Annotated in this window: 9 protein-coding genes; 3 read left to right on the forward strand and 6 right to left on the reverse strand. The window is 34.1% G+C overall.

Going from position 1 to position 12,508, the window contains the following annotated elements; translation table 11 throughout:
- Positions 1 to 26 precede the first annotated feature (26 nt).
- The 3 genes from prfB (at position 27) to OQH61_RS00415 (ending at position 3,234) form a co-directional block, all read left to right on the forward strand.
- Complete coding sequence (gene prfB / locus OQH61_RS00405) at positions 27 to 1,136, forward strand: peptide chain release factor 2 (RefSeq protein ID WP_266025253.1); 1,110 nt, start codon at positions 27 to 29, stop codon at positions 1,134 to 1,136.
- Between the two features lie 83 nt (positions 1,137 to 1,219).
- Positions 1,220 to 1,903, forward strand: a complete 684-nt coding sequence (locus tag OQH61_RS00410) for a chemotaxis protein (protein ID WP_266025254.1) — start codon at positions 1,220 to 1,222, stop codon at positions 1,901 to 1,903.
- Positions 1,903 to 3,234 (forward strand): peptidase U32 family protein, encoded by a 1,332-nt coding sequence (locus OQH61_RS00415; RefSeq protein WP_266025255.1) that lies wholly within the window; start codon positions 1,903 to 1,905, stop codon positions 3,232 to 3,234. The genes OQH61_RS00410 and OQH61_RS00415 overlap by 1 nt, the downstream gene beginning before the upstream one ends.
- Here the strand turns inward: OQH61_RS00415 and OQH61_RS00420 are convergent.
- From OQH61_RS00420 to OQH61_RS00445, 6 genes are all read right to left on the reverse strand, one after another.
- Positions 3,229 to 4,119, reverse strand: a complete 891-nt coding sequence (locus OQH61_RS00420; protein WP_266025256.1) for an ATP-binding cassette domain-containing protein — start codon at positions 4,117 to 4,119, stop codon at positions 3,229 to 3,231. The genes OQH61_RS00415 and OQH61_RS00420 overlap by 6 nt on opposite strands.
- Entirely contained in the window at positions 4,116 to 4,793 is a 678-nt protein-coding gene (gene modB, locus OQH61_RS00425) for a molybdate ABC transporter permease subunit (RefSeq protein WP_266025257.1), read from the reverse strand. Before modB ends, OQH61_RS00420 begins: the two co-directional genes overlap by 4 nt.
- A 52-nt stretch (positions 4,794 to 4,845) precedes the next feature.
- Positions 4,846 to 5,616, reverse strand: coding sequence for a molybdate ABC transporter substrate-binding protein (modA, locus tag OQH61_RS00430; protein WP_266025258.1), 771 nt, complete (start codon positions 5,614 to 5,616; stop codon positions 4,846 to 4,848).
- 355 nt (positions 5,617 to 5,971) lie between these two features.
- Positions 5,972 to 8,131 (reverse strand): AAA family ATPase, encoded by a 2,160-nt coding sequence (locus tag OQH61_RS00435; RefSeq protein ID WP_266025259.1) that lies wholly within the window; start codon positions 8,129 to 8,131, stop codon positions 5,972 to 5,974.
- 82 nt (positions 8,132 to 8,213) lie between these two features.
- Positions 8,214 to 8,471: a hypothetical protein gene (locus tag OQH61_RS00440; RefSeq protein ID WP_266025261.1), complete on the reverse strand. Its 258-nt coding sequence runs from the start codon at positions 8,469 to 8,471 to the stop codon at positions 8,214 to 8,216.
- Positions 8,468 to 12,433: an Eco57I restriction-modification methylase domain-containing protein gene (locus OQH61_RS00445; protein WP_266025262.1), complete on the reverse strand. Its 3,966-nt coding sequence runs from the start codon at positions 12,431 to 12,433 to the stop codon at positions 8,468 to 8,470. The genes OQH61_RS00440 and OQH61_RS00445 overlap by 4 nt, the downstream gene beginning before the upstream one ends.
- Positions 12,434 to 12,508 lie beyond the last annotated feature (75 nt).

Genomic DNA, 12,508 nt, shown 5'->3' on the forward strand with positions numbered 1-12,508 from the left:
TTTATTTTGCTGATAAAAGGTTAGTTATGGATTCTTATGAATATGGTGAGTTGCTTAAAACTTTGCAAAATAAATGCGAGAATATTGCAAAGATTCTTAATCCAACTTCACTTCAAACGCAGCTTAAAGATATAGAGAATCTTGAGCGAGATGAGCATTTTTGGAACGATAGCAAAAAGGCAGCAGAAGTGGCAAAGCAAAAACGCAAATGTGAGCGGATTCTCAATACTTTTAATACGATGAAGCAAGAACTAGATGATGCGCAAGAGTTATATGAAATTGCTTCAAGCGAGGGGGATAACGCTACTTTGGAGTTGCTTTTTGAATCTGCACCACTGCTTTTATCACATATCCAAAAAACAGAAATCCAAGTAATGCTTAGTGGCGAGAATGATAGTTCAAATGCGATTATTACGATTCAGCCCGGTGCAGGTGGCACAGAATCTCAAGATTGGGCAAGTATCCTCTATCGTATGTATTTGCGTTGGAGTGAACGTAGGGGCTTTAAGGTGGAACTACTTGATTATCAAGATGGCGAGGAGGCGGGGATTAAAGGCGTGGCTTTTATCATAAAAGGTGAGAATGCCTATGGTTATGCCAAGAGTGAAAATGGTGTGCATCGCCTAGTGAGAATCTCTCCTTTTGATGCCAATGCTAAGCGACATACGAGCTTTGCTAGTGTGCAAGTAAGCCCAGAGCTTGATGATGATATAAATATTGAGATTGAGGATAAAGATATACGCATTGATACCTATCGTGCAAGTGGTGCAGGTGGGCAACACGTCAATAAAACAGAATCTGCGATTAGAATCACGCATTTTCCCACAGGCATAGTCGTGCAATGTCAAAATGATAGAAGTCAGCATAAAAACAAAGCCACAGCGATGAAGATGCTCAAATCTAAGCTCTATGAGCTAGAGTTACAAAAAAATCAGGAAGGGACAAGCCAAGAAAAAAGCGAAATTGGTTGGGGACATCAAATCCGCTCCTATGTCCTTGCTCCCTATCAACAAGTTAAGGATTTGCGTTCTCAATTTGCCACAAGTGATACAAGCGGTGTGCTTGATGGAGATATTGATGAGATTATAGAATCTGTGCTTGTGCATACAAATGCAAAAGACAATGAAGTTGTGTAGCTAACAGCATTAGCTTTATTTAATAATCTATTCAATGTAATATAGTATAATACGCATTATTTTTATAGAAAAAAGGCAATATAATGACCCAAGAAGAGTTAGATTCTCTTATGAATGGAGAGCCAGATATAAGTGAAGTAGATGGGCTTTCTGATACATCAGATACACAAGAAGAGTTTAAAACAGAAACTATTGACCCTAATGATTTTCGTGTGGAAGCTGATAAAAAATGGCCCCCTCCACCACCTACTGAAGATCACAAAGTCGTTCATCAGCTTGATGAGGTTACCCAAGATAGTGAAGTAAAAGGCACTCAAATTTTTGACCAGCTTGAAATTATGAGCAATTCCGCAGGGAAGATTGAAAAAGAAGCTAAAAATATTAAAAAATACCTTGAAAATCAAGAGCAGCTTTTCGGTAAGCTTTGTGCAACATTTCCACATATTCAGAGTTTTCAAAGTGCCTTAGAAACTACAAAAGAACTTCTTAAAAGTGAAAAAAATATCTTAAATGCAGCCAATGACATTAGTGATGCTTCAATGCAAGCAATGGATTTGATGCAGTATCAAGATATTCATCGTCAAAAAATTGAACGCGTTATTAATGTTATGCGCGCACTAGCGCAATATATGAATTCACTTTTTGAGGGCAAAATTGATGATAGCAAACGCGTGAGTTCAGCAGTATTTATTGCCGGAGATGATAAGGAAGATGTTGCCAATGAGGACGATATAGAGGCTCTTATTGCTTCATTTGGCGTGAAATAATGACAGATTCTAAAATCCAGCTTCTTTCTCCTGCTGGGAATCTGCAAAAACTCAAAATTGCTCTTGCCTATGGTGCAGATGCAGTATATGGAGGTGTAAGCCATTTTTCTCTGCGCACGCGTGCAGGAAAAGAGTTTAGTTTTGAGGATTTTGCACAGGGCGTGGCTTATGCACATAGCTTAGGTAAAAAAGTATTTGTTACGATTAATGGATTTCCTTTTAATTCTCAACTCAAGCTTTTAGAATCTCATATCGCCAAAATGGCATCTCTAAAGCCTGATGCATTTATTGTAGCAGCACCGGGTGTAGTGAGATTGAGCAAAAAGATTGCCCCACAAATTCCGATTCATCTCTCCACTCAAGCCAATGTGTTGAATGTGCTTGACGCGGAAGTATTTTATGAAATGGGTGTCAAACGCATTGTTGCTGCGCGTGAGATAAGTCTCAAAGATGCACTTGAGATTAAAAAACATTTGCCTGATTTAGAAATTGAAATTTTTATTCACGGCAGTATGTGTTTTGCGTTTTCTGGGCGATGTTTGATTTCTGCTTTGCAGAGTGGGCGCGTGCCAAATCGTGGGAGTTGTGCGAATGACTGCCGATTTGATTATGAATACTTTGTGCGCAATGTAGAAAATGATGAGCTTGTGAAATTTGATGGTAAAGAGTTTTATGTGAAAAATCCTGATAGCGGTGTGATGATGAGATTGCAGGAGGAAGAGGGGTTAGGCACACATATTTTTAACTCAAAAGATTTGAATCTAAGCGGACATATTAAGGAAATTTTAGATTCTGGCGCGGTAGATGCGCTTAAAATTGAAGGGCGCACAAAATCAAATTATTATGCCGGTATCACAGCAAGGGCGTATCGTGCGGCTATTGATGATTATTATAGTGGCAGTGAAAATAGTGCTTTTTATACCAATGAACTTCATACGCTTAAAAATCGTGGATTCACTGATGGATATATCATTCATCGCCCTTATGAGAAATTCAATACACAAAATCATCTCACCGCTATAAGCGAGGGGAGTTATCAGGTAAATGCAGAAGTTGATGAAAGTGGCGAATGGGCGTTTTGTCGGCATACCATTAGAACTGGAGAAGCAAAAGAGATTGTTGTGCCTTTTGGCGAGAGTGTTATTTGTGCTAAAAGTGAGCTTGGCGAGATTTTTGAGGAGCAAGGCATAAAGTATATGCGTTTTCATAGAATCTGCTTGAAGGATAATAAAGAGCTAGATTCTATCCATAGTGGAAATATGAATGCCTTTAAGCTTCCTCTGCCTTTGCCGCCATTTAGCTTTTTGCGAGAGAGGCTTAGAGTATCATAAAGATGTCTCAATCTTGTAAAGCATAGGGTTAAAAGCCTTAGAAGCAACAATCACTTGTTCGCCCACCTTAAAGGTTGCTGCCTCAATAGGGTCATAGACAATTTCAAAAATCTCATTGTTGCAAAGCACACTTATGGTGCAAATGAGCTCTTGCGTGGATATATTGATGATTTCGCCTACAAGCTTAATTTTGGCATTCAAGTGCTTTTGAATAAATATTTCGTGATTGTTTCCATCACTAATAATGTGCCCTTCTTTTATGATAAGAGTGCGTGAAGCAAGAGCAAAAATCTCGCTTAGATTATGGCTCACAAGCAAGGTTGTGAGATTAAAGTGTTGATGAATGGTTTTAAGCTTATTTTGCAGTGTTTGTGCCATTATATTATCAAGAGCAGAGAAAGGCTCATCAAGGAGCAAAAGTGTAGGGCGCGAAGTAAGCGCACGCGCAAGTGCTACGCGTTGGGATTGTCCGCCAGAGAGTTGATGAATATGTGCTTTTTTAAGGGGTTGCAAATCCATAAGAGCTATAAGCTCATCAGCAAAGCTTTTATCTTGTTTGTCTTTAAGTCCAAAACAGATATTTTCATATACATTGAGATGTGGGAAAAGGGCATAGTTTTGAAACACAAATCCAATGCGCCGCTTTTGCGGTGGGAGTTCAATATTGTTTTGAGAATCTAGCCAAACACTATTGCCTACACGAATATAGCCACTATCTACTTTATCAAGTCCGCTTAAAATACGCAAAATACTTGTTTTTCCCGCACCACTTTTACCAAAAAGTGCGATAAACTCACCAAAGTTTAATTGCTTATCTATCTCAAGTGTAAATGCACCCTTGCTTCCAAGTAGTTTTTTACTAAAGCGAAAAACAATATCGCTCATAAGTTTCCTTGAGATTGAGCGAATCGTTTGTTAAGATAAAAAATACTTAAAAGCAATACAAAGCATATTGCAAAAAGGCTAAAGGCGTATTGATGTGCGAGTGCATAATTGAGCGATTCTACTTCATCATAGATAGCGATACTTGCCACGCGCGTTTGATTTGGGATATTGCCTCCTATCATCATTACTACGCCAAATTCACCAATAGTATGTGTAAAGCTCGTAACACAGCCTAAAAGGAGCGCAGCTTTGATATTAGGTAATAGCACAAAAAAAAGCGTATAGATTCTAGTTTTGCCCAGTATGAAGCTTGCTTCCTTGAGTGTGGGTGAAAGGCTTGAGAGCGCGGCTTTGATAGGATTGCACATAAAAGGCAAAGAAAAAATCACACTTGCAAGAATCAGCCCTTCAAGGCTAAAAACGAGTTTAAGATGAAAATATTCTAATAAAAACGCACCTAAAGCATTTGTAGGACTAAAAGTAATCAAAAGATAGAATCCAAGCACAGATGGTGGTAGCACAAGAGGCAGCCATACAAGCACTTCTATGATGGGGCGCAAAGGACTTTGTGAAAAGGCAAGATAATTGCCCAATACTATGCCAAGAGGAAGTAAAATCAATGTAGTAAGTGTGGCAACTAAAAAGGTAAGCTGCATTGTTTCTAAAAAATCCATTAAGCTTTCCTTATCAAGCAAAATATAAGTGCAAGGCAATTAAAGCCTAAGGTTACTTATTTGGCTTATCATATCCATATTCTTTAAATATTTTCTGTGCTGATTGTGAATGAGTAATATACTTTGCAAAATCTTTGGCAAGTTGAGAATCTTTGCCAAATGCAGGAATAATCAATGCTTGATTAATGGGTTTATAAGTGTTTTCATCAATGAGTGTATAGGTGAGATGTGGTGTTTTGTTTTTTATTACCATTGAGAGTGCGCTAAAGCCGATTTCGCTTGCACCTGTGAGCACATAGTTTGTTGCTTGTCCAATAGAATCTCCTGTGCTTAGTTTATTTTTGAGTTTTTTATCAAGTTTTTGAGATTTTAAAAATTCCTCTGCTGCTCTCCCATAGGGTGCAAGTTTAGGATTTGGGATAGCAATATGAGTGATAGTGCCATTTTGCAGTATATCAATGTTATTGGCTTTAAATTTTGTATTGACACTAAAAAGCACAAGTTTGCCTTTAGCATAGTCAATAGGGGGCAAGGGAGCGAGTTTTTCATCATAGAGTTTTTGTGGATAGCTCACATCGGCAGCGATAAAAAGATGAGCAGGAAAGCCATTTTGAATCTGTGCATAAGCCTTGCCCGAAGAAAGGTAGCTTATATGAATCTTGTCGTTTTTATGTGCTTTTAAATAAGCGTTTTTAATATCTTCAAGCACATATTTGAGACTTGCTGCGGCAAGGATATTGATTTCTTCGGCTATTGCACCTGTGCAAAAAATAAGGTTTAGCACGCAGATATGAAGCACTTTATTCAAAAAATACTTTTTCATAGCTTTCCTTTTGTAATAAAATCTAAATATTATTATATATAATTTTATATAACCAAGTCAAGTCAAGATACGATGATGGTCTGTATCAGCAATACAATCTTTATTGATATATTTTGTATGAGTGATGTCAAGAGCATACAATAAGCTCCTCATAGCAAATTTCACAAATCATACACATCTCCCCACCAGTAAGATTATAGGTTGATACACCAAAGAATCAATGCGGGATTCTAAAGTGGAAGTGTCCAATGTGGAATCCTTTGCTTTGGAATCTAAAATCTTAACCTTAATTTTATTTAAATTATGTAACACATACTTTGGGAATAAAGCAAAATTAAACTTATATGCAATGAAATTAAGCTTGATTGGCGTGTATAAATTTTTCAAATATTTTCACAATAAATTTACATTTGTTTAAAACCTCATCATCTTTTTCTTCCATATTTTTATTATGATTTAATTTTTGTATATCGTCAGCATTATATTGCATTTCCATTTCCATTTTAGTTAGAATTTTTCCATAGCACTCTGTAAAGTTTGAATTATCCTCAAAAACAATAGCAAATAATCCCTCTAATAATTGTCTTGGAAGTTCTTTAATGTTTTGTGCTGTACCTGCATTTTCATCATTAATATAGCTATTTAATTTATTATAAATCTCTCTCAAATCATTTTCAAGTTTAATTTTTTCCAATACCTTAAATTCAGAACTCAATTTTCTTTTGGATATTTCAAGAATTTGTTTTTGCCCCTTTTGGACTTTCAATTTTTTATTGAAATTGATTAGTGTTGTCTTATCGTGAGATAGAATAAAAAGTTGTCCCATTTGGTTAGATTGAACTTTCTGCACAATATAATTGACAATTTTATCTTTATTCTGGGAATCTAGACTTGTAATAGGGTCATCGATGATTAATAAGGGGTATTCTTGTAAATTATTTAAGTTGGCTAAATAAGAATTAATAAAATAAATTACTGAAATAATGGTTTTTTCTCCCTCGCTTAATCCACTTTTGCAATCAAACCATTCCTCATTGAAATTTTGCCTTTGAATTTTATAATGACTATCAGTTATTTTCTCAAATCTTATATCCTCAAAAAACCATTCTCTTAAATCATTATTGAGCTGCTCAAAACTTTTATCTATTTCTTTAAGTTTCTCGTTTATTTCCCCTAGTTTTTCATTGTAGTATTTTATGCAGTTTTCAATTCTTTTAATGTGCCTACCATTTGTAGTTATTTTTTTCTGTATATCTAAAAACTTATATTTTTCTTTAGCGATAAAATGTCGCTTAATTTTTGCTATATTTTCATCAATTATTTTTTGATAATCTGCCAACTGCTTATTGTGGGAATTAATAATGTTTTTTAACTCATCAGACAATATTCTTTCAAGGTTTTTTGAAAAATCTATTTTCTCAATAAACTCTATATCCTTGCTATTTGGGGCATTAAGCTTTTGTTGTAATTTTTGCAATAATTCCTTTAAATCATTATTGACTGCTTTTATAAACTCAAGGTAGTCTTGCCTTAAATTGTCTATGTTTATCTTTTTTTCAAGCATTATTTTTGTTGCGACAAGATTTTTATTGAGCCAATTTTCAAATTCATTAATCTCTTTTCTTATATCTTCAAAAAATTTTTTAGCCTTATTTAGTCTTTCAATAAATTTTTGATATTCTTGATTGAAGTGTTTTTCTAATTTTTCCCAAAGCTTGGTTTGAAGTATGTTTTGTTCGCATAAAGGACATTTTTCATTGTAGTCTTGTGGATATTTCTTTCTAAGATTTATTGCGGCTTTTGCAAAGCTTTCTAATTCAGAATCTTGTTTAAATCTTTCAATAGCTTGATTCTCTGGTGATTCTTTTAACATTTCTTGAAAAGCAGCAATCCCATTTGGTAATTGTTGTAATCTATCAAAAACAAAAGCATCTATTTCGCTGGGGATATTATCAATGGAGTATTTTTCACAATTTTTAAATTCATCATTATTTAAAGTATTTGCATTATAAAAATCATCATCTTTAATATGTGCTTTTGTATAACTTTGCGGGGTTTTATATTTACTTGAATTAATTTTATTTAAAATTTCACGAGTATCACGCGCAATATTTTCTTTGAGTTTATCTTTTTCATATTCATTGGTTCTTTTCTCATTTTCTTTATTTTGTTTGATTGAATTTGCTTTATCTATTTTTTCTAAAATTTCATCGCGTTTTTTAATGGTTTTAACAATATCATCTCCTGCATAAAAACTGCTGAAAGCGTTCTGATTATTGTCATCATTGATATAAAGTGTATTTCTTTTATATAGTTCATCATAATTGAAAATTTTATAATTTTTTTGAGAACACTCAAAAATATTTTTATCACTGGTAAAGTTTTGTAAAAATTGAGCAAAAGAGCTTTTGCCTTTTCCATTAAGTCCATAGATTAAATTAATTTCTTTAAATTCAATATTCGCCATATAATTATTAAAACTTTTAAAATTAATTTTATGTATTTTTTTAATCATATTTACCTCTTAATTTTCTACAATTTTTATCTCCCCATCAGTGAGATTATACAATTTATGCACTAGTTATTAATTTGAGATTCTAGCCTTTTCTTATGGATTTTACAATATCTTTGCCTTTTTGTGTGAGCTGGATACTTGTAAATAATATTGCGCTACTTGACATCATATTTAAATTTTCATATATAATCTTAATATACCCATTTTGTTGCAAATTAAAAAGTTGTTCAATAAAATCTATATCTTGTTTTGTTTTTATTTCGCAATATCCATTATTGCCAATATATTCAAGCCAATTATTATCAATACTAATTAACATATCCTTTCGCAATTCTTTCATTTATTGCCCCTTTCTATAATTTTAATTTCTTTAGAATCTAGCTTGTAAAGTTGATAGACTAAGCCATCAATTTGGGATTCCAAATGTGAAGTATTGCAATGAGAATCTTTTGCCTTTAGAGCCAAGATTTCCTCCACCAAAGTGATGATTTTATTACATAAAGGCTTATTATATTTTGTAATTTTAGGAATAGGGATACTCATTAAAGGCTCTTTTTCTACTTTATATAAACTTCCTTGTATTTTTCCATTATGCTTGAGCCAAAATGCTATGAGTTTAGAGTTTAACAAACCTGTTAAAAACTTCATATCAAATCTGTTTGTTTGTATAAAAAATAATGCTCTTGAGCCATAAAAATTTTCTTTTGTATATGCAAAAGTTGGAATTTCACAACGCACTTGAGAGATTATTTTTTCATTTCCTTCAATAAAAAATCGCTCTTCTCGTTCTCTGTGCAAAAAGAAATAAGGTTTATTAGGGGTTTTATATTGTATTTTAGCTTTTTGTAATATTTCTTTATATGGTTCAAAATGTTGTTTTAAGTTTGGTAAATCATCTAAATTTTTTTGCTTATAATTTTTCGCAGACATATATATTAAAAATTTATCTGTTTCGCAAGTGCTATATTTCTGTGATAATCCTGTATGCCATTCTTTGATGTATCGTTTTTCTTTTTTTGAAAAACAAGCAATATCCTTTACAATAAATAAATCATCTAGTGAGGGGCATATACCAGCACCCACTTCTTTTTCCTCCAAAAACATTTTTCCACCTACTAAAATTTTATTTAACACTTCCTCTTGCTTAGAATCTACAAAAGTCAAAGGTTTGTTTTGCATTTGTGTTGGTGTAATGCTAGGCTCTAAATAGAGATTGTCCTCAAAAGGCTCTCTTTTTAAAATCGCTTCTCTGTGTTTGTCTGTGGGCTTTTTGGATTCTATTTTTGCATAGTTGATTTGATAGCTTTCAGGGATAGAATTTAGCTTTTGAAACTCCATAATCATTGTTTGAATACTTGCAGAATCAAAGCACATATATGAGCCAAAATCTATGAGATTTAGAATTTTGGCTTCTCGTAAAATCACATTCCTTAAGGCTTTTGCCCCCGTGTTTGTCGTCCAATTTTGCGTGGCGATAAAAGTTACAATGCCTTTATTTTTGGCTATATCAAAGCCTTTGCCTACAAAATGATACCAAATATCCATTTTGCCTTGATAAGTTCTTAAATGCCTTGTGCCATCAAAAAGCCTTTTATTATCGGCTTCTTTAATGTAGGGTGGATTCCCAATCACCAAATCAAAGCCTAGAAAGTCTCCATTAGAATCTAGCACTTCAGGGAATGCGAAACGCCATTCAAAAGTTGCTTGGTTTTGAAAATCCTCATAAATTTGCATAAGTTTTAAGAGATTCTCTAATTCTTTTTGTGAAATCTCCCTTAATGCCTTTCTCTCAAAATTCACACTCTTATGAAAATCAAAATATTCCACATAAGATTCTATATGAAATTGAGTTTCTGGCTCTAGTTCTGTGAGATTAATATAACCATACTGATAGAAAAATTCCTTTAAAGCTTGATGAAAGTTAATGTATTCATCGCAATTTCTTAAAAAGAGTTTGCAAAGATAAGAATATGCTTCCTCATAGTGTTGTTTATGGATTTGTGCAGATTGTTTATCGTGCTCGTTTTTGTAGGATTGCGCGTTTTGGCTCATTTCTTGGAATTTACCTTGTGCTTTTTTCTTTGTGTCTTGGATTTCACTTGCAAGGCTTTGATGTAGAAATAAATCGCTTTTTTCAAGAGTTTTTGCAAGTCTTGCTTCTAAGTTTTGGGTGAAATTTTCTAAAGTAATATTTGTATCAATGTTTGAGACTAAACTATTCCCACACTTAATATTGATGTCAATATTGGGCAAAGTTTGGAGCTTGTGGGTTTTAGAATCTTTATCTTTTGTGAAGTTAAGATAATAAGCGTTTTTGAGGAGTTCTATCCACAGGCGAAGTCTCGCGATATTGCACGAGTTGGGATTAATATCCACGCCAAAGAGGTTATTTTCAATGATAGATTTTTTGAGTTCAAAAAGGGATTTTTGGATTTGATGGTTTTTGTTTTGTTCGCTTTGGGGTCTTTTGTAAGCAAAGTTCTCTTTGTCAATTTTGAGATAAATTTCATCATCTTTAATCTCCAAACTCTCACAATCAATCTCTAAAAGCCCAAGTTTGTAATAAATATTTACCATTTCACTTAGGGCGGAAACAAGGAAATGCCCACTACCCACGCTTGGGTCGCAAATTCTAATGCTTTGCAAAAGCTTTTTGTATTTGTCTTTAATGTGTGTGCTAGATTCTGTTCTCTTGCGCTTTTCTCTGTGGATTTCTTCTTCTATATCCTCTAATGTTTTTGCATTCCACGCGGGATTGTAGGCATTAAATTTCTCCACTACAATTTTTGATAACGATTCCCTACACATATAGCTTGTGATAAAGCTAGGCGTGTAGAAACTGCCCTCCTTGTAACCATTGAGCTTTTCAAAGACTGCGCCTAAGACGCTAGATTGGATAAGCTCTTTATTGCTGTAAGATTCTTCGCTAGGAGTTTGGGGAGAGATATTTCGGACTTCACTCTCAATATGACAAGAATTAGACTTTTTGCCAAAGTCAAAGGCATTTAAAAAATCAAAAAGATAGACGAGAAAAGCACATTTGCTCCCCGCTTTGTACGTGCTTTGCGTGGATTGGAACACTTCAATTTCTAAAGTATCATCAAGCAGGGCAATATCTAAAATCTCTAACTTTTCATCTTTGATAAACAGCGAGGAATTGAGGTAGGGCAGGAAGTTAAAGCCTCTATCGTTTGTGCGGTTTTGATAGTCTTTTGCCAAAACTTCAAAGAAAAGGTGGCTTAAGTCTTTGAAACTCTTAATTTTTGCGCCACTTAGGAAATTTAGGGCTTTGTCAAACTCATTAAAAGCAAGGAGATTGGCTTCAATGAGTTTGAGAAACAAAATGCGATTAAGCCACAGCAAAATATGGCTCATCACCACTTCAAAATCGCTTGGCTTGTTGTGAGATGCTAATTTTAAAGCGATATGATTTGCAAAGCTTGTATCTTGTGTGCTATCGCATTCAATCGTGATTTTGCTATTTTTTTCATATTCTTTCAATCCTAAAATATGCAGTAGCTCTTTATAGAATCTAGGATTAAGTGCGTTGGCGTCTCTTTGAAATTCATTGTGTAAAAAGTCGCGTTGCAGGAGCTTGTGTGTGAGGTTGAAATGTTTGTCATTGCGTAAATCAAAGGAAGTGTATTTAAGCGCAGAGTTTTCTGCTAAATTCTCTTCTGCCCCCCCCCCATTTAATTGCTTCTCTAAAATCTTTTGTAATTCAGCGTAAAAATCTTGTTGGTTGTCGATGAGAGTGCCTTTTTCATTTAGCCTTTTATAAAGCTTTAAAATTTCTTTATTTTTGTAAAAATGCCTTTCAAATTCTCGTGCGTTAAAGACAAAAAAACGCGTAAAATCTGTGATGATAATATATTTTAAGCTAATGTTTCTCTCTAAGCCTTGCTCATTGCCCTCGCGCTCACGAAAATAATATAAAATGCACTCGTGCAAAGCTTTGCAATTTGGATTATTGGGGCTAAACATTTCGGCTGTATTGCTGGGATTCTTGGCTTCAATGAGGATTTCAACTTGGGAATCTTTAAGCAAAGCCAAGTCAATTTCACTTCTGCCTTGTTGCTTATAAGAGGGTTGAGCGTGGAATCCTAACTCTTTAAGAAAGGGAGCAAGGGCGTTTGACACAATAGCAGGTTCATTTTGCCCTTTATTTTTATCAAAGGATTCTAAATATTGTGCTACTTTTTCTTTAAAGTCCTCTAGCCCTGATGTTTTAGTCTGTGCATAGTCTTTATCAAAAGAGGTGAAAAAGTCCTTTGGTGTGAGAGATTCAAAGCTTAGTGGCATATTTGTCCTTAAAAGTTTAATGCAAATATTTTATCTTAATTTCTCTCTTTTTACCCAAAAGGGAAGTGGAAATTT

This window comes from Helicobacter sp. MIT 21-1697, from assembly GCF_026241255.1.
Lineage (GTDB): Bacteria > Campylobacterota > Campylobacteria > Campylobacterales > Helicobacteraceae > Helicobacter_C.

Excerpts from the sequence above, each read along its gene's own strand:
- prfB (WP_266025253.1), top strand. The coding sequence starts at position 27 with ATGGATTCTTATGAATATGGTGAGTTGCTTAAAACTTTGCAAAATAAA.
- OQH61_RS00410 (WP_266025254.1), top strand. The coding sequence starts at position 1,220 with ATGACCCAAGAAGAGTTAGATTCTCTTATGAATGGAGAGCCAGATATA.
- OQH61_RS00415 (WP_266025255.1), top strand. The coding sequence starts at position 1,903 with ATGACAGATTCTAAAATCCAGCTTCTTTCTCCTGCTGGGAATCTGCAA.
- OQH61_RS00420 (WP_266025256.1), bottom strand. The coding sequence starts at position 4,119 with ATGAGCGATATTGTTTTTCGCTTTAGTAAAAAACTACTTGGAAGCAAG.
- modB (WP_266025257.1), bottom strand. The coding sequence starts at position 4,793 with ATGGATTTTTTAGAAACAATGCAGCTTACCTTTTTAGTTGCCACACTT.
- modA (WP_266025258.1), bottom strand. The coding sequence starts at position 5,616 with ATGAAAAAGTATTTTTTGAATAAAGTGCTTCATATCTGCGTGCTAAAC.
- OQH61_RS00435 (WP_266025259.1), bottom strand. The coding sequence starts at position 8,131 with ATGATTAAAAAAATACATAAAATTAATTTTAAAAGTTTTAATAATTAT.
- OQH61_RS00440 (WP_266025261.1), bottom strand. The coding sequence starts at position 8,471 with ATGAAAGAATTGCGAAAGGATATGTTAATTAGTATTGATAATAATTGG.
- OQH61_RS00445 (WP_266025262.1), bottom strand. The coding sequence starts at position 12,433 with ATGCCACTAAGCTTTGAATCTCTCACACCAAAGGACTTTTTCACCTCT.